Below are 25,528 nucleotides of genomic sequence, written 5' to 3'. Positions count from 1 at the left end.
AGGGGAGTCAGAAGCGGCCGCCGCCGCCCATGCGGCCGCGGGTCCCCCCGCCGCCGAACGAGCCCGGCCCGAGGCCCCCGCCGAAGCCGCCGCCCGCCGAGCCCCCGCTGAAGCCGCCGAAGTCGCCGCCGCGGGCGCCGCGCAGGATCTCGCCGAGGATGATCCCGCCGAGCACCGCACCGCCCGTGCCGCCGCCGCCCTGCCGCTGCCCGGCGCCGCCGAACGGGTCCCGGAAGTCCCGTACGTCCTCCTCCGCCAGCTGCTGCGCCTCCCGTGCCAGCACGTCCGCCCGCTGCGCCTCCGCCAGCGCCGCGGCCGCGTCCGCATCCGCCAGCTGCTGCGACCGCTCCAGATGCCGCTGCGCCTCCGCCAGCCGGGTACGGGCGCGGCTGCCGACCGCTCCCCGGCTCGTCGTGACGTAGTCCGCCGCCGCGGCCGCCGCGCTCCCCGCCGAGAGCAGCGCCTGGTCCAGCAGGGCCGCCGCCCGCCGCCGGCCCGACTCCTGCTCCCGCGCCGCCGACAGGGCCTCGTCCAGCGCCGCATCGGCCTCCTCGGCCCGGCGCAGGGCCTCGATCGGGTCGTACCGGCCGGCCGCCACCTCCTGCCGTACGGCCGCCACCACCGCCTCCGCCCGGCCGATCCGGCCGCGCAGGTCCGCTGTCGGCGCCCCTTCCGCCGTCCCGGACAGCAGCCCGCGGGCGTCGGCCAGGTCCTCCTCCGTCCCGGTGAGGGCGCCCGGCAGCTTGCCCGCCGCCTCCGCCAGCTCCTGCGCCCGCCGCTCCACCGCGTCCACCAGGGTCGCCGCCTGGTCCACCGCGCCCTCCGCGGCCCGTACGTGCACGGCCGCCGCCCCGTTGTCGCCGCCGTCGACCGCCTCCCGCGCCCGGGCGGCATGGTCCGCCGCGAACCGCACCCGGTCCTCGGCCCGTTCGGCGTGGGCGGCCACCGGAGCCGACGCCGAGTCCGCGTACCGCCCGCGCAGCGCGGTCAGGGTCGCCGCCGCCGTCACCGTACGGCCCGTCAGCTCGCGTACGCGGGCCTCCACCTCCGCCAGGGCCTGCGGGGCGTTGCGCTCCAGGTCCCGCAGCCGGTCGAAGTCCGCGGCCTCGGCGTCGAGCCGCCGGTTCGCCTCGCTGCACCGGGCCACGATCTCGTCCAGCATCCGCCGCCGGGTCGCATCGTCCTCCGGGTAGGCGTCGTCCAGCTGCTGGCGCAGCCGGAACGCCGCCGTCAGCTCCCCGTTCGCGTAGGCCACGGCCTGGGTGAAGGACGCCACCGCCGCGTCGCCGAACTGCGCCGAGGCGAAGCCGAGCTCCTCGGAGCTGGTGCGGACCGCGTCGTCGGTGTCCACCAGCAGGGCCGTGGCCTTGGCGTCCAGGTCGGGCAGCGGCAGGGCCGTCGTGGTCGCGGGGCGCTCCCCCCAGCCGGTCGTGGTGCGCGGGCCGCCGCCCGGCGCGGAACCCCTGCGCTTGCGCCGGGTGTACGCGTACGCGGCGAGCGCCCCCGCCGCGCCGACGGCGACGACCGGCAGCACGAAGTCCCCGGCGCCGCTCACCCCGCCCCTGCCTCCGTCCCCTCCCCCGTCCCCGCCCGGGTCGGGCTCGCCGGGGGTGATCCCCGGTACCGGGATCGGCTTGCCGGCGAGCACGGCGCCGTAGCCGTTCGCCGCCCCGATCGCGGCGCCCGCCCAGTCGTTCTGCCGCAGGGCGGGCTCGATCGCCCTGCTGGCGACCGCGGCGAGCTGGTCCTCGGTGAAACCGGACCCGACGTCGGCCGAATGGGCGTACGTACGCGCCCCGGTCGCCACGGCGAGGAGCAGGTCGTCCCGGCCGAGCCCGTTCTTCTGGGCGGTGGCGTCCGCCCAGCTCTGCGCCGAGCGGTCGGAGAAGTCGTTCACGTACACCACGAAGAGTTGCGTCCCGTGCTCGCGGTACAGCCGGTCCAGCGCGGCGGTGACCTCGCCCGTCCGATCGCCGAGGGCACCCACCCGGTCGGTGACCCGCCCCGGGCGGGACAACGCGACGGGATCCTCCGCGGGCACGGCGAACGCGGGCGGGGCGGCGGAGGCGGGTGGGGCGGCGGAGGCCTGCGGGGCGGCGGCCGTGAGCGGGGCGGCGGCCAGGAAGGGGACGGCGACGAGCAGCGCAGCGGCGATCGGCGCGGCGGCGGGCGCAACCGCACCCCGGATGCTCCGGAAGGCCGTCCCGGTGTGGGGTCTCCTCTTGGGCGGCATCACATGGGGGAGCGTATGGGCGCTTCCGTGCCGTCGCGACCGGAGTCGTGGTCGAGGGCCGCGCAGCGACGCGCTTCGGCCGCCCGGCCTACACCAGGATCGCCGCCTTCCCGAGGCCGTCATAGGTTCGGCGAGGATGCAGGTATTTGCCCGCTTTCGGTCGAAAGGCTCCGCATGACTCGTCGATGGTTCACATCCGTTCTGTGCGCGCTCGCCCTCCTGGCGCCAGGGTCACTCGGCGCGGCCTCCGCCGCCGAGGGTGGTCGAACCCCTTTGCGGGTCATGACCCGCAACCTCTACTTGGGCGCCGACCTGGCGCCCGTCCTCGCCGCCACCAGCCCCCAGGGGCTCGTCGCCGCGGTGACCGCGGCGTACGCCAACGTCCAGGCGACGAACTTCCCCGAGCGCGCCGAGGCGCTGGCCGACGAGATCGCCGATGGCGACCCCCACCTCGTGGGCGTCCAGGAAGCCGTGCTCTGGCGCAGCCAGACCCCCGCCGGGCCGGGCAGCGCCACCCACGTCGAATACGACTTCCTGAAGATCCTCCTCGACGAGCTCACCGCCCGCGGCAAGCACTACGCGGCCGTGGCCACCGTCACCGTGGGCAGCGACTTCGAGGCCCCGCGCTCCACGCCCACCGGCCTGCAGGACATCCGCCTCACTGACCGTGACGTACTCCTGGCTCGCACCGACCTGCCCGCACGTGAATTCTCCGTGGCCAACGCGCAGGCCGCCGTGTTCCAGAACTTCGTGCCCATCTGCCGCCCGGCGCTCGGCTGCCCGCCCAACCCTCCGATCCAGCTCCGACGCGGCTGGGTCGCCGCCGACGCCACCGTGCACGGCCGCACCACCCGAGTGGTCACCACCCATCTCGAACCCCTCGTCCCCGCCGTCCAGGAAGCACAGACCGGCGAACTGCTCGCAGGCCCGCTGAACACCACGCTCCCGACCGTTCTTCTCGGCGACCTCAACTCGGCCGCCGGGGGAGTCGGCGCGACACCGGGAACCAACACCCAGAGCTACAACCGCCTCCTGGCCGCCGGCTTCACCGACGCCTGGACCGCCACCCGCCCCCGCAAGCTCGGCTTCACCTGCTGCCAGGCCGCCGACCTGCGCAACTCCGCCTCCAACCTCACCCAACGCATCGACTACGTGCTCTTCCGCGGCGACATCAAAGCCCTGGCAACCAACCGGGTGGGTGAGACGCTGGCCGACCGCACTACCTCAGGACTGTGGCCCTCCGACCACGCCGGTGTCAGCAGCGTGCTCCAGCTGCGATGAGTGACACCCGCGCAGGAGCGGGACCGTTGTGAGGGGTTGGGGTGGCCTCCAACGCCCCCTGCAAGCGGACGTCCCGTTGTGTCGGCCTCCCGGACGTCCCAGCACCCGGGCGCCCCGCTCCGGCGAGTCGGCTCACGGCAAGGGCAGTGCCGTCAGGTCCGGGCGGGGCAGGACCAGGAGGTCGTCCAGGAGGAGGGGGCTTACGCGGCCCACGGCCGGCTCCGCCCACTGTTCGCGGATCCGGCCCGTGCGGGCGTCCAGGACGGCGACGAACGGCTCGGCTTCCTTGCCCCGGTGCAGCAGCCCGCGCTGCCCCGCCTGCGCGACCCGTACATACAGCGCGTCCGACCGGACACCCAGCAGGTGCAGTCCGCAGAACGAGGCCCTGCGCCGGGCCAGCGGCCGCTGCCAGAGCAGCCGGCCGGTCGCCGGGTCCAGGCAGAACACCAGGTCCCGCCCCTGGTCCGGACGCTGCGCCGCCGCGTAGAGCAGACCGTGGCCCTCCCACACCCGCGGGGCCGGGACGCCCAGTTCGAACTGCCAGGCCTCCAGCCCGGCGCGCCGGGTGAGGGCCCGCAGGACGTCCCCGTCCACGACGTGGACGAGGCGTTCGCCGGGCCGGAGCGGGGCCGTCGCACGCGCGGGCCCGCCGCCGGGGCCGACGCGCCTGCGGTCCCACGCCACCGCGCCGTCCGCCGTGTGGAGTGCCCGCAGCCGCGCGCCGTCGACCGCGATCAGCAGGTCGTCGGCGACGGCCCGCAGGTCGTCGGCGACGGCCCGCAGGTCGTCCGCGGCCTCGTGCTCGTACCGGGAGTCCCGCGGGGTGCGGTCCACCCACGCGGTGTCACCCGTCGCCGTGTACAGGGCGGTCGGGCCGTCCGCGGTGTGCAGGACGACCACGTCCCCGGCGAGGTGGTGCAGGTCCGCCGGGGGCAGGTCCCGCCACCAGCGCACCCGTCCGTCGCGCGGCTCGCGCGCGAGCAGCCGGACACCGGGCACGCCGTCGCGGCGCACCAGCACGCAGACGGTCTCCGCGTCCGCCAGGCAGGTCACCGAGACGCGGGCGGCGGGGCTGGGCGTGGGTGCGGGGGAGGGCGCGGGTGAGGGCGCGGGGGAGGGCGCGGGGGAGGGTGGTGCGGGTGCGGGTGCGGGTGCGGGTGCGGGTGCGGGTGGGAGTGCTGGCGTGCCCTCGTCGGCGTACGCCGTCCAGCGCGTGGCGCCCGTACGGCCGGTGACCCGGCCCACCTCGACGCCGTCCCGCCACACCACGCCGTCCCCCGATCGGGCCAGCCACTGCGGCCGGGCCCCGGTGGACCAGACGGGCTCACCCGCCACTGCCGCCGGGCGCGGCCGGGCCGCGGGCTCCGGGCGGGACACGGACGCCACGGCGGGCGGTGGCGTGCTGCCGGCCTCGACCGCCGCCTCCGGCAGCCAGGGCAGCCGGCCCGCGGCCACGCACTCCCGCGCGATCCGGACCAACTCCCGGGCCTGCTCCACCGGATCGGGCAGGCTCCGGGCCCGGTCCGCGGACTCCCGCGCCCGCGCCGGGTCCAAGGGCGTCCGGGTGCTCTCCGCGACGCGCGCCCGGGCCGCCTCCAGACCGGCCAGTGCATGGCCGGCCTTCTCGTCGCCGCCCGCCTCGAGCCGGCCGCGGAGCAGGCCGTCGGCCCGGCCGCGCAGCCGCTCCGCCTCCACGGGCTGCCCGAGGCGGGCGAGCCGGGCGGCCTCCTCCCGCAGCCAGGCCGCCCGCTCCTCCAGGACGTGCGGCAGCCACTCCTCGGCCTGCGCGAGGGCCCGGACGGCGCCGGCCGCGTCCCCGGCGGCGGAGCGGTCCTGCGTCAGCTGACACAGGGCGAGCAGCCGGCCCCCGGCGGAGCCGATCCGTTCGCTCAACCGCAGGGCGGCCGGGAGGTCCCGCGGGGCGAGGGCCACCACCAGGTCGTAGGTGGCGGCGGCCCGGCGGGCCGGGTCTTTGATCCGGTCCAGGTCACGTTCGGCCCGGCGTGGGTCGGTCGCGGCGAGGGCGCTGTCGATCCGGGCCCGGAGCCGGCCGGCCGCAGGGCCGTCCGCGAAGTGGTACGCGGTGATCTGCGCGGCCTGCTCCGGCGCCACGGCTGCCAGCTCCTCGGCCACCGCGCGCAGCGGGGCCCGGCGGTCGCGGCCGGGCACGGTGAACAGGGCCTGCTGGGCGTCGGCCAGCAGGCGCCGGGCCCGCGCCGGGGCGTGCGGGGCCGTGCCGTGGGCCAGGCCGGTCAACAGTCGGGCCACCCGGGCCCCGTCGCCCGCGCCGCCGGTCCAGGCCGCGTGCTCGGCATCGGCGAGCAGGCGGAGCGCGAGGCCCGCGTCGAAGCGGGCGGCGGTGTCCGCGGCAGCCGCCAGCACCTCGGGACGCGCGTCGCCGGCCGTGGGCAGCACCGCCTCCGCCTGGTGGAGCAGGTCCCGTACGAACGCCCCCAGCTCGGCGGGGACGCCGCTGCCGTTGGGGGTCCACCAAGGGGTGGTGGAGGGGGTGGGGGTGGTGGGGCTGGTGGGGGTGGTGGCCTTGGCGGGGGCGGGGGCCGTGCCGGTGGCGGCCGCGGGTTCGTTGGCTGTGGCGGCTCCTGTTGCTGCGCCTGCCTCGCCGGCCCTTGTGGTTCCGTTGGTTGCGTCGGTCCCGTCCTCGGAGCGCTCCAAGAGCCCCGTTCCGGCGGCAGTCGGGGTGTTGACTCCGGCCTCGGCTCGGGTTTCGGGCCTCGTGGAGATCCCGGTGTGAGGTGCGGCTTCGGTCCGGGGGCCGTTCCACCGCGTGATTCCGGGCGTACCGTCGTGCCCGGTCCCGTCTCCGGGCAGGGGCGCGGCGCCGCGCGCGGTCTTCGATCCGGGCTCCGGCTCGGCACCCGCCCCGGGCTCCTGCGGTGGGGGTGGGCCGAAGCCCCCCGCCCCGGAGCCCGGTTTGGGGCGGAAGCCGCGGAGGGTCTTGCCGACCCACTGGGCCGACTCCGGGCGGTCCGCCGGGTTCTTGGCCAGCAGGGCCAGCACCAGCCGCTCCAGCTCCGGGCTCACCGGCACCCCGGCCCGTCGCAGCGGCAGCGGGTCCTCCTCGATGTGCCGCAGCATCAGCACGTACGGCCCCTCGGCCTGACCGAACGGCGGTTCCCCGCTCAGCAGCGCGTACAGCACGCACCCCAGTGCGTAGAGGTCGCACCGTGCGCCGACCCGCTCGCCCCGCCACTGCTCCGGCGCCATGTACGCGGGCGTCCCGAACGACCTCCCCGTGACCGTCCACCCGGCGGTGGCGTCCGCCGAGTGCGCGATCCCGAAGTCGCAGATCTTGAGCCGCCCGCCGGGCAGCAGGAACAGGTTCGCCGGCTTCAGGTCCCGGTGGACCACCGCCTGCTCGTGGGCGGCGGCCAGTGCCTCCGCCGTCTGGGCGCCGAGGTCCAGCACGAGGTCCACGGGGAGCGAGCCCTCCCGTGCCAGCACCGTGGCCAGGTCCTCCCCGGCCAGCAGTTCCATGACGATGAAGAGCCGGCCGTCCTCCTGTCCCACGTCGTGCACGACGGTGATGCCCGGGTGCTGGAGCCGCGCCCCGATCGTCGCCTCCCGCCGGAACCGCGCGACCAGCTCCGCTCCCGTGGCCCCCTCCCCGGCCGCGTCCAGCAGTACCTTGACCGCCACCGGCCGGTCCAGCGCCAGGTCGTGCCCGCGCCAGACCTCGCCCATGCCGCCTTGCCCCAGCCGCCGGTCCAGCCGGTACCGGCCGGCCAGTTGATCCCCCACCCGCACCCCGATGCCCCCTGACGCCACGTCATACGGCGTTGTCCCAGGGGCATTGTGTACCAGGGAAGGGAACGGGGAGGTGTCGAGAAGGCGCCGGATCCGGATTCGCCGGGGCGGGGTCGGTGAGGTGTCCGGGGGCTGCCCGTCAGTCCCAGTGTCATCCCGTGCCGGGCGCCGGCGTCAAGGGCGCTCCCTGCGGTCGCGTCGCTGCGCGATGGCCTGCGGCCACCCTTGACCCCGACGCCCGACCCGGAACGACAAGGACTGTCGGGCGGCCCCCGGGGGAAGGGCGGCACGGAGGGACCTACGGCCACACCGGCCTGCCTTCGCAGGGCAGGGCCGCGAGCGCTTTGCGCGTCAGATCGCTACGTGGTTCCGTCGGGTCGGCGGCAGGCCGTTGGCCTCCATGGATCGGCCTGCCGGCTCGGTCTGCCGGATCGGGCTTTCCGGGCCGGCCCGGTCTGCCGGCTCGGGCCGGCTCTTTCGGGCCGCCCCGGGCCCGCCCTTCGTGTCATGAGGAGACCGGGGCGGGGCCGGGGGCGGCGGGGGGTCGGGTCAGGGGTTCTTGGTTCGGCGGGTGATCTTCGAGCCGAGCCACACCAGCGGGTCGTACTTGCGGTCCACTGCCCGCTCCTTCAGCGGGATGAGAGCGTTGTCGGTGATCCGGATGCCCTCCGGGCAGACCTCCGTGCAGCACTTGGTGATGTTGCAGTAGCCGAGGCCGTGCTCCTCCTGGGCGGCGCGCTTGCGGTCCAGGCCCGCCTCCTGGGCGGCGTCGAGGGGGTGCATGTCCAGTTCCGCCACGCGCATCAGGAAGCGCGGTCCGGCGAAGGCCGGTTTGTTCTCCTCGTGGTCTCGTACGACGTGGCAGGTGTCCTGGCAGAGGAAGCACTCGATGCACTTGCGGAACTCCTGCGAGCGTTCCACGTCCATCTGCTGCATCCGGTACGCGCCCGCCGGCACGTCCTCCGGCGGTACGAAGGCCGGGATCTCCCGTGCTTTGGCGTAGTTGAAGGACACGTCCGTGACCAGGTCGCGGACCACCGGGAAGGCCCGCAGGGGGGTGATCGTGACCGTTTCGGACCGGTCGAAGACCGACATCCGTGTCATGCACATGAGTCGGGGGCGGCCGTTGATCTCCGCGCTGCACGAACCGCACTTGCCCGCCTTGCAGTTCCAGCGCACCGCGAGGTCCGGGGTTTGGGTCGCCTGGAGGCGGTGGACGATGTCCAGGACGACCTCGCCGTCGTGCACCTCGACGGTGAAGTCGCGCAGGTCCCCGCCCTCCGCGTCGCCCCGCCAGATCCGGAACCGGGCGTCGTATGTGCTCACTCGTACAGCTCCTCTTCGGCGAGGTACTTGACCAGCTCTTCCTTCTCGAAGAGCGCCAGCAGGTCGGAGCGGATGGGCTCGGTGCGGACCCGCTCCAGGACGATCCGGTCGGCGGCCGGGTCCGCGGGGGCGGGCTCCACCGGGTGGCACAGGAGGTTCACCGGGCGCCAGGCGCGTTCCATGGCGGGGCAGTCCTCGCGGGTGTGCCCGCCGCGGCTCTCGGTGCGCTCCAGGGCGGCGCGGGCCACGCACTCGCTGACCAGCAGCATGTTCCGCAGGTCCAGGGCGAGGTGCCAGCCCGGGTTGAACTGCCGGTGCCCCTCGACGCCGGCGCGGGCGGCGCGGGTGCGCAGGGAGGCCAGTTCGCGCAGTGCCCCGGCCATCTCGCCCTCGCGGCGGATGATGCCGACGAGGTCGTTCATGGTCGTCTGGAGTTCCTGGTGGAGGGTGTACGGGTTCTCCGCGCCGGCCGTGGCGTGGAAGGGGGCCAGGGCCTCTGCTGCCGCGGCGTCGATCTGGTCCTGGGGGACCGGGGGCCGGCCGCCGGGGGACTTCGCGTACCGGGCGGCGTGCAGGCCGGCGCGGCGGCCGAAGACGAGCAGGTCCGAGAGGGAGTTCCCGCCGAGCCGGTTCGAGCCGTGCATCCCGCCCGCGACCTCGCCCGCCGCGAAGAGGCCGGGGACGCCCCGGGCGGCGGCCGTCTCGGAGTCCACCGCGATCCCGCCCATCACGTAGTGACAGGTGGGGCCGACCTCCATGGGTTCGGCGGTGATGTCCACGTCCGCCAGTTCCTTGAACTGGTGGTACATCGAGGGCAGGCGGCGCTTGATCCTCTCGGCCGGCATCCGGGTGGAGACGTCCAGGAAGACCCCGCCGTGCGGGGAGCCCCGGCCCGCCTTGACCTCGGCGTTGATGGCGCGGGCCACCTCGTCGCGGGGGAGCAGCTCGGGCGGGCGCCGGTTGTGGTCCGGGTCCTCGTACCAGCGGTCGCCCTCGTCCTCCGATTCGGCGTACTTCTCCTTGAAGACGTCCGGCACGTAGTCGAACATGAACCGCTTGCCCTCGCTGTTGCGCAGTACGCCGCCGTCACCGCGGACGGACTCGGTGACGAGGATGCCCTTGACCGAGGGCGGCCAGACCATGCCGGTCGGGTGGAACTGGACGAACTCCATGTTCAGCAGGGGTGCCCCGGCGAGCAGGGCCAGGGCGTGGCCGTCGCCGGTGTACTCCCAGGAGTTCGATGTGGTCTTGAAGGACTTGCCGATGCCGCCGGTGGCCAGGACCACCGCGGGCGCTTCCAGGACGAAGAAACGGCCGGACTCGCGCTCGTAGCAGAAGGTGCCGGAGACTCGATCGCCGTCCTTGAGGATGCGGGTGACCGTGCACTCCTGGAACACCTTCAGGTGGGACTCGTGGTCGCCGGTCTCCTCGTGGTCCCGCTGCTGGAGCTGGACGATCTTCTGTTGGAGGGTGCGGATCAGTTCCAGGCCGGTGCGGTCGCCGACGTGGGCGAGGCGGGGGTACTCGTGGCCGCCGAAGTTGCGCTGGGAGATCCTGCCGTCCGGGGTCCGGTCGAAGAGGGCGCCCCAGGTCTCCAGCTCCCAGACGCGGTCGGGGGCCTCCTTCGCGTGCAGTTCCGCCATCCGCCACTGGTTGAGGAACTTGCCGCCGCGCATGGTGTCGCGGAAGTGCACCTGCCAGTTGTCGTGCTCGTTGACGTTGCCCATGGAGGCGGCGATCCCGCCCTCCGCCATCACCGTGTGGGCCTTGCCGAAGAGGGACTTGCAGATCACGGCCGTCCGAGCGCCGTGCTCGCGGGCCTCGATGGCGGCCCGCAGCCCGGCGCCGCCCGCGCCGACCACGACCACGTCCCACTGCTGCCGGTCGACTTCAGCCATGTCAGAAGATCCTCGGGTCGGTGATCGCGCCGGTGGCGAGCAGGTACACGTACAGGTCGCATGCGGCGACGCTGATCAGGGAGGCCCACGCCAACTGCATGTGGCGGCCGTTGAGGCGGCTGATCCAGCCCCACAGCCGGTAGCGGACGGGGTGCCGGGAGAAGTGCTTCAGGCGGCCGCCCATGACGTGCCGGCAGGAGTGGCAGGACAGCGTGTAGCCCCAGATCAGCACGATGTTGAGGACGAACAGCAGGGTCCCGAGGCCCATGTGGCCCCACTCGTAGCGGTCGTTGCGGAAGGTCAGCACGGTGTCGTAGGTGAGGATGGCCGCTACCGGCAGGGCCGTGTAGAAGAAGTACCGGTGCGCGTTCTGCAGGATCAGCGGGAAGCGGCTCTCGCCGGTGTACGCGGCGTGCGGTTCGGCGACGGCGCAGGCGGGCGGCGAGGCCCAGAAGCTGCGGTAGTACGCCTTGCGGTAGTAGTAGCAGGTCAGCCGGAAGCCGAGCGGGAAGACGAGGATCAGCAGGGCGGGGGACAGGCCCCACCAGCTGCCGAAGAGCTCCAGGTTGGGGCCGCCGCGCATCTCCTGGCAGTTCTCCGCCAGACAGGGCGTGTAGAACGGGGAGACGTACGGGGCCGCGTAGTAGTCGGCGTTCGCGAAGGCCCGCCAGGTCGAGTAGACGACGAAGGCGAGCAGCCCGGCCGCGGTGCCGGCGGGTGCCAGCCACCACCGGTCGGTGCGCAGGTGGCGGGCGGTGATCGCGGCCCGGGAGGCTTCGTGGACGCCGGTGAGCTGCCGGGGTGGTTCGGTGCCTGTGGCCAAAGGTGACTCCGGGAGGAGTGGTCAGGGGTGGCCCAGGAGACCCGGCCGCCGCGCGCGTGCGGGGCCGGGTCCGATGGGGTGGGTGACGGGTACGACTGCTGGGGGTCAGGGTGCCCGGCGGTCGCGGGCGCCGAGTCCCTCGTCGTCGCTGTCCGTCCACAGTGCGTTGTCGTACGGGGCGTCCGGGATGGTCACCATCCGGGAAGCGTCCTGGGCCGCCGGCCGGCCGCCCTCCGGTTTCTGCCGCGAGGCCTGCTTCTCCAGCTGCTCGACCTTGCGGGTGAGCTCGTCCAGGTTGCGCCGTACGGCGTTCAAATCGTCCTGCAGGGACATGACTTGCCCTCACTTCCGCAGGTTGCGGTGGCAACGCTCATGTGCGCCTGCGAGTGTCGCGCCTCCCGTCCCCGGTTGTGAAGGGACGTGCAGCGAATCCGGGCGCGCAGGCGCGATCTGTGCGCCCCTCCCTGCGTCCATTCTCATCCCTCTCCGGAGGGAACGCGCGTCCCGGCCGCAACCGGGATTGGTCCGCACGGGTGGGCTTCGCGGCGTGGCGGGGGGCGGCTGCCGGGGGCGCGGCGGGCCGTCGATTTCAGTGTGGTTCTGCACCCGGTGTGATCAGCCGCAAATACCGCCGAACGTGATCAAGCAGTGCATCCGTGCGCCCCCTCGCACGACCTTTACGCCCCTTCACGCCCCGCCCCGGAGGTAGCACCCATGTCCCAGAGAAGGCGCAGATCCTTGGCGCTCCTGACCTCGGGAGTCCTCGCACTGCCGCTGCTCGCGGGCTGCGGCGCGGGAGAGGAGGGAGGCCCGGCGGCCGCCGGACCAGACATCGGGGCGACCGCCCGCGCCCTGGTCGCCGACGGCGGCGTGCTGCGGTGGGCCGTGGACGGCCTGCCCGAGACCCTGAACGTCTTCCAGGCCGATGCCGACGCCACCACCGCCCGGATCGCCGGGGCGGTGCTGCCCCAGCTGTTCACGCTGGACGACAAGGGGCGGCCGACGGCCAACCCGGACTTCCTGGAGAAGGCGCGCATCGTCGAGCGGGAGCCCAAGCAGGTCGTCCTGTACAAGCTGAACCAGCAGGCGGTGTGGAGCGACGGCCGGGAGATCGGCGCACCCGACTTCGTCGCCCAGTGGCGGGCCCTGAGCGGCAAGGACTCGGCGTACTGGACGGCCCGCAACGCCGGCTACGAGCGGATCGAGAAGATCGAGCGCGGCCGGAACGACCTGGAGGTCAGGGTCACCTTCGCCAAGCCGTACACGGACTGGCGCTCCCTGTTCTCGCCGCTCTACCCGAAGCAGGTCACCGGCACCCCCGACGCCTTCAACGAGGGGTCCCGCGGCGCCCTCAAGGTCACGGCCGGGCCGTTCAACCTCGGGGCCATCGACAAGAAGACGGGCACCGCCGCCCTGACCCGCAACGCCCGCTGGTGGGGCCGGCCGACGAAGCTGGACTCCCTGGTCCTGACCGCCGTGCCGCGGGCCGAGCGGGCGAAGGCCCTGGCCGCCGACACGGTCGACCTGGCGGAGGTCGACCGGGCGTCCGCGGACCGGATCACCCAGGCCCGCCGGGACGCCACCCGCTCGCCGGGCGAGGCCGGAGCCCCGGCGCAGGGGGCCGGCGCAGCGGAGAGCGAGGCCCTGCGCGCGTTCACCGTCCGCAGGTCGCTGGAGCCGGCGTACACCCAGCTCGCCCTGAACGGGGCCTCCGGCCCGCTGGCCGACGAGCGGGTGCGGCGGGCCGTGGCGCGGGCGATCGACCGCCGGGAACTGGCCGAGATCGTGCTCAAGCCGCTGGGGCTGCCGGTGCGGCCGGTCGGCAGCCACCTGGCGCTGGCCGGGCAGCGGGCGTACGCGGACAACAGCGACGCCCTCGGCGGGCAGGACACCAAGGCCGCGCAGGCGCTGCTCGCGGACGCGGGGTGGCGCCGCAACGGTGTGATCACGCAGCCGGCGGGCTCGAACGCCGGCCCGGAGGCGGAGACGCCGCCGGAGGAGCCGGCGGATCCGCAGGCCGGGCAGCAGGGCGAGCAGCAGACCGAGCAGCAGGCCGGGCAGCCGGGCGACGGCAGTGCCCCGGCCGGCCCGGGGACCGGCAACGACGGCCTGTACATCGTCGGCGAGGAGGACGAGCGCAACGGCGACGTGCGCGCCGCGGCCCTGGAGCGGGGGCTGCCCAGGCTCCGGCCCGCCCTCGGCACGGACAGCCGCATGTCGCTGCCGCAGGCCGCCGCGGCGTTCGCGCAGCAGCAGAAGGAGGCCCTGCTCGCCCAGGCCGCGGCTTTGGCGGCCTCCGCGGGCCGCACGACCACCGCCACGACCACGACCACGGCCGCCACCGCCGACGACGCCAAGGCCCCGGGGCCCGTCGGGCCGCCGGGCCCCGGCGAAGCCCCCGCGGCCTCTCCCGGTGCCAGCGCCAGCGCGAGCCCGGCGCCGGCCCCGGCCCAGCCCGCCCGGACCTCCGGGAACATGCTGGCGAAGGACGGCAAGGCGCTCAGCCTGCGCTTCGTCCTGCCGTCCGGGCCCGGCTCGGAGTCCCTGCGCACGGTCGGGGAGCGGATCGCGCAGATGCTCCGGAAGGTCGGCGTGGCCACCGAGCTGACGAAGGTGGCGGACGAGAGCTTCTTCAAGGACCACATCGCCTCGGGCCAGTACGACCTGGCGCTGTACTCCTGGCCGGCCAGCGCCTACCCGGCCACCGACGCCCGCCCCATCTTCGCCAAGCCGGAGCCGGCGGCCGACGGCTCGCTGCTCGTCGAGCAGAACTACACCCGGGTCGGCACCGACCACATCGACCAGCTCTTCGACCAGGCCGTGGCCGAGCTCGACGAGGAGGCCTCCCGGGAGCTGATGCGCAAGGCCGACGCGCGCATCTGGGCGGCGGCCGGCTCCATCCCGCTCTACCAGCGCCCCGAGCTGGTGGCGGTGAAGCCGGGCGTGGCCAACGCGGGCGCCTTCGGACTGGGCACTCCGCGCTTCCAGGACATCGGCTGGAAGAAGGCCCCGCAGGGCCGGGAACCGGGCTCCAAGGACGGAAAGGAGAAGAACAAGTGACAAAGCGGGGCCAGTCAGGTTGACCCGCGGGTCACAAGCTCAGAAGTGACTCAAGTCGCTTGCCCGCCGGACCCCCGGCGGGCAAGGTCGTGCTTACCCATTGACCCGGAGCACCACCGGCTCGGGCCCCGCGGCAGCAGGCGTCCGAGCACCCGTAGCAGCAGCTCAGCGCCTGCGCAGGAGCCCTTCGGCTCCGCGGCCGGACCCCCACCCGCATTCCGGCCGCTCTCAGCCGTCCGGCCTCTTGACAGACCCCCCGGCGGGCACTTCCCGCCACGCGAAGTACCATGGGGTAAGGCCGTGGCAGGTTTTCCGCCCGGCAGGCTCGCGTGCCGGACCGTACGCGACGCCATCCACGATCCCGGGAGAAGCGCCGCAGTGCCCACGCGCCATGACATCCGAAACGTCGCCATCGTCGCCCACGTCGACCACGGCAAGACGACCATCGTCGACGCCATGCTCAAGCAGGCCGGTGCCTTCGCAGCCCACCAGCAGCTTGACGATCGCATGATGGACTCGAACGACCTGGAGCGTGAGAAGGGCATCACGATCCTCGCCAAGAACACGGCGGTGAAGTACCACCCCAAGGACGGCGGGGCCCCGATCACGATCAACATCATCGACACCCCCGGCCACGCCGACTTCGGTGGCGAGGTCGAGCGCGGTCTGTCGATGGTCGACGCCGTCGTCCTGCTGGTGGACGCCTCCGAGGGTCCGCTGCCGCAGACCCGTTTCGTGCTCCGCAAGGCCCTGCAGGCCCGGATGCCCGTGATCCTCTGCATCAACAAGACGGACCGCCCGGACTCCCGGATCGACGAGGTCGTCAACGAGACGTACGACCTGTTCCTGGACCTGGACGCGGACGAGGACCAGATCGAGTTCCCGATCGTCTACGCCTGCGGCCGTGACGGCATCGCCTCGCTGACCAAGCCGCAGGACGGGACCGTCCCCGCCGACAGCGACAACCTGGAGCCGTTCTTCTCCACCATCCTGGAGCACGTCCCGGCCCCGACGTACGAGGAGGACGCGCCGCTCCAGGCCCACGTCACCAACCTCGACGCCGACAACTTCCTCGGCCGCATCGCGCTGCTGCGCGTCGAGCAGGGCGAGCTGCGCAAGGGCCAGACGGTCGCGTGGATCAAGCGCGACGGTTCGATCTCCAACGTCCGCATCACCGAGCTGATGATGACCGAGGCGCTCACCCGCAAGCCGGCCGAGGTCGCCGGCCCCGGTGACATCTGCGCCGTCGCCGGCATCCCCGACATCATGATCGGCGAGACGCTGGCCGACCCGGAGAACCCGGTCGCCCTGCCGCTGATCACGGTGGACGAGCCGGCCATCTCCATGGTCATCGGCACCAACACCTCCCCGCTGGTCGGCCGCGGCGGCTCCGGCAAGGGCGCCGACGCCAAGGCGGCGGTCAAGGACCGCAAGGTCACCGCCCGCCAGGTCAAGGACCGCCTGGACCGCGAGCTGATCGGCAACGTCTCGCTCCGCGTCCTGGACACCGACCGCCCGGACGCCTGGGAGGTCCAGGGCCGCGGTGAGCTCGCGCTGGCCATCCTGGTCGAGCAGATGCGCCGCGAGGGCTTCGAGCTGACCATCGGCAAGCCGCAGGTCGTCACCAAGGAGGTCGACGGCAAGACCCACGAGCCCGTCGAGCGCATGACGATCGACGTGCCCGAGGAGCACATGGGCGCCGTCACCCAGCTCATGGGTGTCCGCAAGGGCCGCATGGACAACATGTCCAACCACGGCTCCGGCTGGGTCCGCATGGAGTTCGTCGTCCCGTCCCGCGGCCTCATCGGCTTCCGTACGGAGTTCCTGACCCAGACGCGCGGTACGGGTATCGCCCACTCCATCCACGAGGGCCACGAGCCGTGGTTCGGCCCGCTGCAGACCCGCAACAACGGTTCGCTGGTCGCCGACCGCGCCGGCGCGGTCACCGCGTTCGCGATGACCAACCTCCAGGAGCGCGGCGTCCTGTTCACCGACCCCGGCACCGAGGTGTACGAGGGCATGATCGTCGGCGAGAACTCGCGCTCCGACGACATGGACGTGAACATCACCAAGGAGAAGAAGCTCACGAACATGCGGTCCTCGTCGGCCGACTCGTTCGAGGCGATCGTTCCGCCGCGGAAGCTCTCCCTGGAGCAGTCCCTGGAGTTCTGCCGCGACGACGAGTGCGTCGAGGTCACCCCGGAGGCCGTCCGCATCCGCAAGGTCGTCCTGGACCAGAAGGAGCGTTCGCGCACCGCTTCGCGCGCCAAGGCCGCCAAGTAATCGGCTAGTTGAGGGGTTCCGGCCTTGCCGGATCCCTGCCGTCCAGCCCCTCCCGCCACGGATCTCCGTGCCGGGAGGGGCTGTTCGCTTTTTCGCCTTTGTCAAGCGGATTGTTGCGTTCTTGTGTCCGCATACCGACCGTGACACTCCGGAAGGTGAGCTAACAGTCCGTTTCGCACGTGTCTGTCTCCGATCCCTTTGTCCGGATTTCGGGTTTCTGCCGCGGATCGATGTTGTGAAAACGAGACCACGCAAGTGTGGTTTACGCCCGTGGGTGTCCCTGAGGATTGCTCCATTGAGCTCGGGTCAATGGGTCACACGCTGTGGGGAGCGTCGACTCACGAGCACACGATGGGGCCGGATTTCGCTGTCAGGGGTGTCAGCGGAGCCGGGTCCTTCACGTATCCACCGTGACTCCTGAGGAGGCAATAACCCATGCGCGGAGCAACGAGCGCCAAGTGGGTCGCCGGAGTCGTCGTCGTGGCGATGGCCGCTACGGCTTGCAGCACCAGCAAGGACTCGAACGCCGGCTCGTCCGGCGGCAACATCACCGTGGTGCTCGGCGAGCCGCAGCACGGCCTGATCGGTCAGAACACCGCCGAATCCGAGGGCGCCGAGGTTCTCAACGCCCTGTTCGTCGGCCTTGTCGACTACGACAACAAGACCAACGAGCCGAAGCTCGCGGTCGCCGAGTCCATCGAGACCACCGACTCGAAGACCTGGACGATCAAGCTCAAGGACGGCTACACCTTCCACAACGGTGAGAAGGTCGACGCCCAGTCGTTCGTCCGCGCCTGGAACTGGGGCGCCAACCAGGACAACGCCGCCGAGGGCATGCCGTTCTTCGCGAAGATCGAGGGCTCCGAGGAGCTGGCGCCGGGCAAGGACAAGAAGCCCACCGCCACCGAGCTCAAGGGCCTCAAGGTCGTCGACGAGAAGACCTTCACCGTCTCGCTGAAGGCCCCGTTCTCGCAGTTCAAGACCATGCTGGGCTACAACGCCTTCTACCCGCTGCCCAAGGCGTTCGAGGCCGACCCGAAGAAGTTCGGCGAGGCCCCGATCGGCAACGGTCCGTTCCAGATGGACGGCGCCTGGGAGCACAACAAGCAGATCAAGATCAAGAGGTACGACAAGTTCCCGGCCGAGGGCCGCGCGAAGCTCGAAGGCGTCACCTTCAAGATCTACGACAACCTGGACACGGCGTACAACGACCTGCGCGCCGACACCATCCAGATCGTCGACAAGCTCCCGATCTCCGCGATGGCCACCGTCTCCCAGGAGTTCGGCGACCGCTACATCTACAAGCCGGAGTCGGGCGTCGGCTACCTCGGCCTCCCGCTGGAGACCAACCCGGAGGCCTTCGGCAAGGTCGAGATCCGCAAGGCCATCTCCATGGCCATCGACCGGGACGCCATCACGAAGACCATCTTCAACGGCACCCGCAAGCCGGCCGACGACTTCATCAGCCCGATCATCCCCGGCTACCGCAAGGGCGCCCTCGGCGAGGCGGGCACCTACAACCCGACCAAGGCCAAGGAGCTCTACGCCCAGGCCGGCGGCATCCCCGGCAACAAGCTGGAGCTCGGCTACAACGCCGACGGCGGCCACAAGGAGTGGATCGAGGCCGTCGCCAACCAGCTGAAGGCGAACCTCGGCCTCGAGGTCACCGCCAAGCCGTACGCCAAGTTCGGCGACATGCTGGACGACCTGGGCGCCGCCAAGTACAAGGGCGCGTTCCGCATGGCCTGGTCGATGGACTACCCGGCCGCCGAGAACTACCTCCGTCCGATCTTCTCGAAGGTCGCGATCGAGAACGGCTCCAACTACGGCCACTACAAGAACGACGAGTTCGAGACCCTGATGGACAAGGCCGACAAGGCGACGGACCCGGCCGAGGGTCTGAAGCTGTACCAGCAGGCCGACGACATCATCATCAAGGACCTGCCGTACATCCCGGTCTTCACCTACATGTCTTCTTCGGCCTACTCCAAGTCCGTGAAGAACGTTCAGGTCGACGCCCAGGGCCGCATGGACCTGGCGAACGTCGAGCTCAACTAACACCCCTCTTCACTTAGGGGAATTCCAGGGGGCGGGCAGACGGAATCAGGTTTCCGTCTGCCCGCCCTTTCCCCCTGTTCTTGTTGGAGGTCTGATGGGCCGCTACCTCATCCGCCGACTCATACAGGCGATCCCTGTTCTGCTCGGTGCCACGTTCCTGATCTACGCGCTGACCTTCGCCATGCCGGGCGCTGACCCGATCCAGCTGCTCGCCGGCGAGAAGAAGGCCGACCCCATCGTCACGGCGATGCTGCGCGAGAAGTACCACCTCGACGACCCGTTCCTGCTCCAGTACTGGAACTACATCAGCGGTGTCTTCCAGGGCGACCTCGGTGAGACCCTCACCGGCCGCAAGGTCGCCGACCTGTTCGCCGAGGCGTTCCCGTACACCGTGAACCTCGCCCTCGTCGCCTTCGTCATCGAGGCCGTCGTCGGCGTCCTCGCCGGTGTCCTCGCCGCCCTGCGCCGCGGCAAGTTCCTCGACCAGCTCGTGCTCATCTCCACGCTGATGGTCATCTCGATCCCCGTCTTCGTCACCGGCTTCGTGCTGCAGCTGACGCTCGGCGTGCAGCTGAAGACCAACTGGGGCATCGACTTCTTCCCCGTCTCGTTCAACGAGGCGGACGGCTTCCGCGCCTACCTGCTGCCGGCTTTCGTCCTCGCCTCCACCTCGCTGGCGTACGTCGCGCGCCTGACGCGCACCAGCCTCATGGAGACGATGCGTGCCGACTACGTCCGCACCGCGACCGCGAAGGGCCTGCCGCGCCGCCGCGTCGTCATGAACCACGCGCTGCGCAACGCCATGATCCCGATCGTCACCTTCCTCGGCGCCGACCTCGGCTCCCTCATGGGCGGTGCGGTCATCACGGAGCGCATCTTCAACATCCACGGGGTCGGCGGTCTGCTCGCCCAGTCCGTCTACCTCAAGCAGGGCGCGGTCGTCGTGGGCGGCGTGACCATCCTGGTCCTCGTCTACCTCATCGGCAACCTGCTCGTGGACCTGCTGTACGCCGTGCTCGACCCGAGGATCCGCTATGCGTGACACAACTACGGTGGAGGACTCGATGACGACCGACACCCAGCTCGCCGGCACCCCCTCCGCCGGCGCCGCGGCCAAGAAGGACGGCGGAAAGAAGAAGAAGGACCGCGAGGCGAGCCTCTGGTCCGACGCCCTGTCCGACCTCCGCCGCAACCCGGTCTTCCTGATCGGCGGGTTCCTCGTCGTCTGCATGCTCATCATCTCCGCGTTCCCGCAGTGGTTCACGGACGGCAGCCCGTTCGCGTCCGACGCGTGCAAGCTGCAGGACTCGCTCAAGACCCCGAGCGCGGACCACTGGTTCGGCTTCGACATCCAGGGCTGCGACGTCTACACCCGCACGGTGTGGGCCGCCCGCAACTCGGTCATCGTCGGCATCGTCACCACCTCGCTGGTGGTCATCGTCGGCGGTGGGCTCGGCCTGCTGGCCGGCTGGACCGGCGGCATCCTCGACAGCTTCCTGTCGCGTTTCACCGAGATCTTCTTCGCGATCCCGCTGCTGCTCGGCGGCATGCTGATCATGTCCGCGCTGCCGGGCAACGCCTGGTCGGTCTCGCTGGTGCTCGCGATCCTCGGCTGGCCGCAGATCTTCCGCATCATGCGGTCCTCGGTGCTGCAGAACAAGAACAACGACTACGTGGTCGCCGCCCGCGCCCTCGGCGCCGGTACCCTGCGCATCACGCTGCGGCACATCCTGCCGAACGCCATCGCCCCGGTCATCGTGGTCGGCGCGATCAGCCTGGGCGTGTACATCTCCGCCGAGGCGGCCCTGTCCTACCTCGGCATCGGCGTCCAGCCCCCGGAGATCTCCTGGGGCCTCATGGTCAGCGACGCCTCCGTCCGCTGGCTCCAGGCTCCGCACGTGCTCCTGTTCCCGGCCGGCGCGCTGAGCATCACGGTGCTCGCGTTCATCATGGTCGGCGACGCGGTGCGCGACGCCCTCGACCCGAAGCTGCGCTGAGGAAGGGCGTACGTTGACCATCATCGACAAGACCTCGAACGTCCCCGCGCCCCGATCGGCGCCGGAGGGCACCCCGCTGCTCGAAGTGCGCGACCTGCACGTCGAGTTCCACACCCGCGACGGCGTGGCCAAGGCCGTCAACGGCGTCTCGTACTCGGTGGACGCCGGCGAGACCCTCGCCGTCCTCGGCGAGTCCGGCTCGGGCAAGTCCGTGACGGCGCAGGCCATCATGGGCATCCTCGACATGCCGCCCGGCAAGATCCCCTCCGGTGAGATCCTCTTCCAGGGCACGGACCTGCTGAAGCTCCCGGCGGACGAGTACCGCAAGATCCGCGGTTCGAAGATCGCCATGATCTTCCAGGACGCGCTCTCCTCGCTGAACCCGGTGCACACCGTCGGCGCCCAGCTCGGCGAGATGTTCCGCGTCCACCGCGGGATGTCCAAGAAGGACTCCCTGGTCAAGGCCGTCGAGCTGATGGACCGGGTGAAGATCCCCGCCGCCAAGGCGCGCGTGGGCGACTACCCGCACCAGTTCTCCGGCGGTATGCGCCAGCGCATCATGATCGCCATGGCGATGGCCCTGGAGCCCGACCTGATCATCGCCGACGAGCCCACCACGGCTCTCGACGTGACGGTCCAGGCCCAGGTCATGGACCTGCTCGCGGAACTCCAGCGCGAGATGAACATGGGTCTGATCCTGATCACCCACGACCTCGGCGTCGTCGCCGACGTCGCCGACAAGATCGCCGTCATGTACGGCGGCCGGATCGTCGAGACCGCCCCGGTCCACGAGATCTACAGCCGCCCCGCGCACCCGTACACCCGCGGCCTGCTCGACTCGATCCCGCGCCTGGACCAGAAGGGCCAGGAGCTCTACGCGATCAAGGGCCTGCCGCCCAACCTGCTGAACATCCCCACGGGCTGCGCCTTCAACCCGCGCTGCCCCAAGGCGCAGGACGTCTGCCGCACCGACGTGCCGGTCCTGCACCGGGTGACCGAGCAGGACGGCACCGAGCTGCCCGGCCGCGGCAGCGCGTGCCACTTCTGGAAGGAGCAGATCCATGGCTGACCCCACCAAGGGCGAGCGCGAGCCGATCCTCCAGGTGCGCAACCTGGTCAAGCACTTCCCGCTGACCCAGGGCATCCTGTTCAAGAAGCAGGTCGGCGCCGTCAAGGCCGTCGACGGCGTCTCGTTCGACCTGTACCGGGGCGAGACCCTCGGCATCGTCGGCGAGTCCGGCTGTGGCAAGTCCACCGTCGCCAAGCTCCTGATGAGCCTGGAGCGGGCCACCTCCGGCGAGGTGTTCTACAAGGGCCAGGACATCACCAAGCTGTCCGGCAAGGCCCTCAAGGAGGTCCGCCGCAACATCCAGATGGTGTTCCAGGACCCGTACACCTCGCTGAACCCGCGCATGACGGTCGGCGACATCATCGGCGAGCCCTTCGAGATCCACCCCGAGGTGGCCCCGAAGGGCGACCGGCGACGCAAGGTCCAGGAGCTCCTGGACGTGGTGGGCCTGAACCCCGAGTACATCAACCGCTACCCGCACCAGTTCTCCGGCGGCCAGCGCCAGCGCATCGGCATCGCCCGCGGCCTCGCGCTCAACCCGGAGATCATCATCTGCGACGAGCCGGTCTCCGCGCTCGACGTGTCGGTGCAGGCGCAGGTCATCAACCTGATGGAGAAGCTGCAGGACGAGTTCGACCTGTCGTACGTGTTCATCGCGCACGACCTGTCGATCGTCCGGCACATCTCCGACCGCGTGGGCGTGATGTACCTCGGCAAGATGGCCGAGATCGGCACCGACGCCGAGATCTACGACCACCCGACGCACCCCTACACCCAGGCGCTGCTGTCGGCCGTCCCGGTCCCGGACCCGGAGGCGCGCGAGGCCCGCGAGCGGATCATCCTCACCGGTGACGTCCCCTCGCCCGCCAACCCGCCGTCGGGCTGCCGCTTCCGCACCCGCTGCTGGAAGGCGCAGGACATCTGCTCCACCGAGCAGCCGCTGCTGGCGGTCCCGGAGCGCTACCAGGGCCAGAACACCCTCGCGGCGCACGAGTCGGCGTGCCACTTCGCGGAGGAGCGGGCCGTCCTGGCCGTCTGACCTCCCGCGTACGTCCTCCAGGGGCGCCCGGTGCCGGATCCTTCCGGCGGCGGGCGCCCCGGCGCGTTCCGGGGGGAAGGGCGGGAAGGCGGGGAGGCGGGGAGGAGGGGCGGCGGCCAGGCGCCGAGCGGCCCGAACCGGCCCACGGGAAAAGCCGGTTGCGGCCGCACCCGGCCCCGTCGGGCAGTGTCCGGATGACCGACGTGATGACCGTCCGCCCGGCCGGCCCGGGGGACGCGTCAGTGCTGCCCGGCCACGACGGGGCCGCCCTCGCCCTGCTGGAGCGGCTGGAGGACCGGGCCCGCCACCTGGCCGGCGGGGTGCCGGAGGGCCGGCTGCGGCTCCAGCTCAACATCGAGCCCACCCTCGACCTCTCCCTGCTGACCGGGCGCGGCTACCGCACCGTGCGCCGCTACCAGGTGATGAACCGCCCCGTCTCCACGGCCTCCGACCTGCCGCCCGCCCCTCCCGAAGGGATCACCCTGCGCCACTGCGCCGCCGACGAGGCCGACCGGCGCCGCGCCCACGCCCTGGTGGAGGAGAAATTCGCCGCGCACTTCGGGCACGTCGACCGCCCGTACGAGGCCTGGCTGGACTACCTCGACGGCCCCGCGCCCTCGACTGGTCCCTGGTGTGGATCGCGAACCTGCCCGGCCACGGCGACGTGGGCGTACTGCTCACTCGCGACGACCGCACCAGCATGGGCTGGGTCAGCCACCTCGGCGTACGGTCCGACGTGCGCGGCCGGGGCATCGGCGGGTTCCTGCTGCGCCACGGCTTCGCCGCCTACGCGGCCCGCGGCAGGGACCTCGTCGGCCTGGGCGTGGACATCCGGAACGAGACCGGCGCACTCGGGTCGTACGAGGCGAACGGGATGAAGCTCCACTACGCCGTTGACACCTGGGAGCTGTCCTTGCACTCACATGGGTGACAGGCGCACGGCGCAGGGGTGCAATCGGTCCAACCGGCAGTGCACGGGGCCCGGCCAGGGGTGACATTGGCTCCTAGTTGAGTCCCGGTAGCCGTAAGGAGACACTCGATGCGCGCAGCCACCCACGCCAAGTGGGCCGCAGGGGCGGTGGCCGTCGCCCTGGCGGCGTCGGCCTGCGGAGGCGGGGGCGACAGCGGCGGGGGCGGCGAGTCCGGGATCGTCAGCTCCTCCTGGGGCGACCCGCAGAACCCCCTGGAGCCGGCCAACACCAACGAGGTGCAGGGCGGCAAGGTCCTCGACATGATCTTCCGCGGGCTCAAGCGCTACGACCCCAAGACCGGCGCGGCCACGAACATGCTCGCCGAGAAGATCGAGACCACCGACAACCAGAACTTCACCATCACCGTGAAGGACGGTTGGACCTTCAGCAACGGCGAACCGGTCACCGCCCAGTCCTTCGTGGACGCCTGGAACTACGCGGCGGACGTCACCCACAAACAGAACAACGCGCCGTTCTTCGGCGACATCGTCGGCTACGACCAGGTCCACCCGGCCTCCGGCGAGCCCACGGCGAAGACGATGTCCGGGCTGGTCGTCAAGGACGCCCGGACCTTCACCGTCGCCCTCGACAAGAAGTTCTCCACCTGGCCCGAGACCCTCGGCTACCAGGCCTTCTCCCCGCTGCCCAAGGCCTTCTTCACCGACCACACCGCCTGGCTGGACAAGCCGATCGGCAACGGTCCGTACGCCGTGGACTCGTACACCAAGGGCACCGGGATGAAGCTGCGCACGTGGGACGGCTACCCGGGCCCGGACAAGGCCGTCAACGGCGGCGTGGACCTCAAGGTCTACACCGACAACAACACCGCCTACACGGACCTGATCTCCGGCAACCTCGACCTGGTCGACGACGTGCCCGCGGCGCAGCTGAAGAACGTCAAGAACGACCTCGGCGACCGGTACATCAACCAGCCGGCCCTCATCATCCAGACCCTCACCTTCCCCTTCTACGACCCCCAGTGGGGCAAGGAGGGCATGGAGAAGGTCCGCCGCGGCATCTCCATGGCGATCAACCGCGACGAGATCACCAAGCAGATCTTCCGCGACACCCGCACCCCCGCCAAGGACTGGACCTCCCCGGCCCTCGGCGAGAAGGGCGGCTTCAACCCCACGCTGTGCGGGGACGCCTGCACGTACGACCCGGCGGCCGCCAAGCAGCTGATCCAGGAGGGCGGCGGACTGCCCGGCGGCCGGATGACCCTCACGTCCAACGTGGACACCGGATCCCACCGCGCCTGGATGGACGCCGTCTGCAACAGCATCAACAACGCCCTCGGCCAGGGACCCGTCTGCACGGTCAACCCGGTCGGCACCTTCGCCGACTTCCGCAACCAGCAGAGCTCCTACAAGCTGACCGGGCCGTTCCGCTCCGGCTGGCAGGCCGACTACCCGCTGATCCAGAACTTCCTCCAGCCGCTGTACTACACCGGCGCCTCGTCCAACTACGGCAAGTTCAGCGACCCGCAGTTCGACAAGCTCGTCGACGAGGCCAACCAAGAGGGCGACCCCGCCCGGGCCATCGCCAAGTTCCAGGACGCCGAGCGGATCCTCGCCGCCCAGATGCCGGCCGTCCCGCTCTGGTACCAGAACGGCAGCGCCGGATACGCCGAACGCCTCTCCGACGTGGCGCTCAACCAGTTCAGCGTGCCCGTCTACGACCAGATCAAGGTCAGCTGACCCGCAGCCGCAAGGCCCGCCGACACCC

The 25,528-nt window shown here is 71.7% G+C and carries 16 protein-coding genes; 10 read left to right on the top strand and 6 right to left on the bottom strand.

Annotation, left to right across the window (positions count from 1 at the left end):
- Window positions 1-7: 7 nt before the first annotated feature.
- Window positions 8-2,233: a TPM domain-containing protein gene (locus ACFVGY_RS10285; protein WP_385674005.1), complete on the bottom strand. Its 2,226-nt coding sequence runs from the start codon at window positions 2,231-2,233 to the stop codon at window positions 8-10.
- Window positions 2,234-2,515: 282 nt separating this feature from the next.
- Here ACFVGY_RS10285 and ACFVGY_RS10280 point away from each other — a divergent pair, with 282 nt between their 5' ends.
- The gene (locus ACFVGY_RS10280; protein WP_385673882.1) at window positions 2,516-3,514 is read left to right on the top strand and encodes an endonuclease/exonuclease/phosphatase family protein; all 999 of its coding nucleotides are present in this window, start codon (window positions 2,516-2,518) and stop codon (window positions 3,512-3,514) included.
- Between the two features lie 132 nt (window positions 3,515-3,646).
- Here ACFVGY_RS10280 and ACFVGY_RS10275 read toward each other — a convergent pair whose 3' ends face one another.
- The 5 genes from ACFVGY_RS10275 to ACFVGY_RS10255 all read right to left on the bottom strand — a co-directional run bounded on the left by ACFVGY_RS10275 (window position 3,647) and on the right by ACFVGY_RS10255 (window position 11,659).
- Window positions 3,647-7,273, bottom strand: a complete 3,627-nt coding sequence (locus ACFVGY_RS10275) for a protein kinase (RefSeq protein WP_385673879.1) — start codon at window positions 7,271-7,273, stop codon at window positions 3,647-3,649.
- 555 nt (window positions 7,274-7,828) lie between these two features.
- Entirely contained in the window at window positions 7,829-8,605 is a 777-nt protein-coding gene (locus tag ACFVGY_RS10270; protein WP_385673876.1) for a succinate dehydrogenase/fumarate reductase iron-sulfur subunit, read from the bottom strand.
- The gene (locus tag ACFVGY_RS10265; RefSeq protein ID WP_385673873.1) at window positions 8,602-10,503 is read right to left on the bottom strand and encodes a fumarate reductase/succinate dehydrogenase flavoprotein subunit; all 1,902 of its coding nucleotides are present in this window, start codon (window positions 10,501-10,503) and stop codon (window positions 8,602-8,604) included. The genes ACFVGY_RS10270 and ACFVGY_RS10265 overlap by 4 nt, the downstream gene beginning before the upstream one ends.
- Window position 10,504: 1 nt before the next feature.
- Entirely contained in the window at window positions 10,505-11,326 is an 822-nt protein-coding gene (locus tag ACFVGY_RS10260) for a hypothetical protein (protein WP_385673870.1), read from the bottom strand.
- A gap of 105 nt (window positions 11,327-11,431) precedes the next feature.
- A complete protein-coding gene (locus ACFVGY_RS10255) occupies window positions 11,432-11,659 on the bottom strand; it encodes a hypothetical protein (protein ID WP_385673867.1) in 228 nt (75 codons plus the stop codon).
- 381 nt (window positions 11,660-12,040) lie between these two features.
- Here ACFVGY_RS10255 and ACFVGY_RS10250 point away from each other — a divergent pair, with 381 nt between their 5' ends.
- From ACFVGY_RS10250 to ACFVGY_RS10210, 9 genes are all read left to right on the top strand, one after another.
- Entirely contained in the window at window positions 12,041-14,386 is a 2,346-nt protein-coding gene (locus ACFVGY_RS10250) for an ABC transporter family substrate-binding protein (RefSeq protein ID WP_385673865.1), read from the top strand.
- Window positions 14,387-14,764: 378 nt separating this feature from the next.
- A complete protein-coding gene (gene typA, locus ACFVGY_RS10245) occupies window positions 14,765-16,669 on the top strand; it encodes a translational GTPase TypA (RefSeq protein WP_385673862.1) in 1,905 nt (634 codons plus the stop codon).
- Window positions 16,670-17,104: 435 nt separating this feature from the next.
- Entirely contained in the window at window positions 17,105-18,727 is a 1,623-nt protein-coding gene (locus ACFVGY_RS10240) for an ABC transporter substrate-binding protein (protein ID WP_385673860.1), read from the top strand.
- A gap of 94 nt (window positions 18,728-18,821) precedes the next feature.
- Window positions 18,822-19,769 carry an ABC transporter permease gene (locus ACFVGY_RS10235; RefSeq protein ID WP_385673857.1) on the top strand — a complete coding sequence of 316 codons (948 nt, stop codon included), beginning with the start codon at window positions 18,822-18,824 and terminating at the stop codon, window positions 19,767-19,769.
- Window positions 19,762-20,724 carry an ABC transporter permease gene (locus ACFVGY_RS10230; RefSeq protein WP_385673854.1) on the top strand — a complete coding sequence of 321 codons (963 nt, stop codon included), beginning with the start codon at window positions 19,762-19,764 and terminating at the stop codon, window positions 20,722-20,724. Before ACFVGY_RS10235 ends, ACFVGY_RS10230 begins: the two co-directional genes overlap by 8 nt.
- A gap of 13 nt (window positions 20,725-20,737) precedes the next feature.
- Window positions 20,738-21,793: an ABC transporter ATP-binding protein gene (locus ACFVGY_RS10225; RefSeq protein ID WP_385673851.1), complete on the top strand. Its 1,056-nt coding sequence runs from the start codon at window positions 20,738-20,740 to the stop codon at window positions 21,791-21,793.
- Window positions 21,786-22,832 (top strand): ABC transporter ATP-binding protein, encoded by a 1,047-nt coding sequence (locus ACFVGY_RS10220; RefSeq protein WP_385673848.1) that lies wholly within the window; start codon window positions 21,786-21,788, stop codon window positions 22,830-22,832. The genes ACFVGY_RS10225 and ACFVGY_RS10220 overlap by 8 nt, the downstream gene beginning before the upstream one ends.
- A 194-nt stretch (window positions 22,833-23,026) precedes the next feature.
- Entirely contained in the window at window positions 23,027-23,710 is a 684-nt protein-coding gene (locus ACFVGY_RS10215; RefSeq protein WP_385673845.1) for a hypothetical protein, read from the top strand.
- Window positions 23,711-23,871: 161 nt separating this feature from the next.
- A complete protein-coding gene (locus ACFVGY_RS10210; RefSeq protein WP_385673842.1) occupies window positions 23,872-25,500 on the top strand; it encodes an ABC transporter substrate-binding protein in 1,629 nt (542 codons plus the stop codon).
- Window positions 25,501-25,528 lie beyond the last annotated feature (28 nt).

It is taken from the genome of Streptomyces sp. NPDC127106 (assembly GCF_042677605.1).
Lineage (GTDB): Bacteria > Actinomycetota > Actinomycetes > Streptomycetales > Streptomycetaceae > Streptomyces.
Note: the sequence above shows the minus strand (reverse complement) of the source record. Positions and strands in the feature narration are given on the sequence as shown.

Bases quoted from the DNA above. Each gene is read 5' to 3' on its own strand.
- ACFVGY_RS10285 (WP_385674005.1), bottom strand. From the start codon at position 2,233: ATGCCGCCCAAGAGGAGACCCCACACCGGGACGGCCTTCCGGAGCATC.
- ACFVGY_RS10280 (WP_385673882.1), top strand. From the start codon at position 2,516: ATGACCCGCAACCTCTACTTGGGCGCCGACCTGGCGCCCGTCCTCGCC.
- ACFVGY_RS10265 (WP_385673873.1), bottom strand. From the start codon at position 10,503: ATGGCTGAAGTCGACCGGCAGCAGTGGGACGTGGTCGTGGTCGGCGCG.
- ACFVGY_RS10255 (WP_385673867.1), bottom strand. From the start codon at position 11,659: ATGTCCCTGCAGGACGATTTGAACGCCGTACGGCGCAACCTGGACGAG.
- ACFVGY_RS10250 (WP_385673865.1), top strand. From the start codon at position 12,041: ATGTCCCAGAGAAGGCGCAGATCCTTGGCGCTCCTGACCTCGGGAGTC.
- ACFVGY_RS10240 (WP_385673860.1), top strand. From the start codon at position 17,105: ATGCGCGGAGCAACGAGCGCCAAGTGGGTCGCCGGAGTCGTCGTCGTG.
- ACFVGY_RS10235 (WP_385673857.1), top strand. From the start codon at position 18,822: ATGGGCCGCTACCTCATCCGCCGACTCATACAGGCGATCCCTGTTCTG.
- ACFVGY_RS10230 (WP_385673854.1), top strand. From the start codon at position 19,762: ATGCGTGACACAACTACGGTGGAGGACTCGATGACGACCGACACCCAG.
- ACFVGY_RS10220 (WP_385673848.1), top strand. From the start codon at position 21,786: ATGGCTGACCCCACCAAGGGCGAGCGCGAGCCGATCCTCCAGGTGCGC.
- ACFVGY_RS10215 (WP_385673845.1), top strand. From the start codon at position 23,027: ATGACCGACGTGATGACCGTCCGCCCGGCCGGCCCGGGGGACGCGTCA.
- ACFVGY_RS10210 (WP_385673842.1), top strand. From the start codon at position 23,872: ATGCGCGCAGCCACCCACGCCAAGTGGGCCGCAGGGGCGGTGGCCGTC.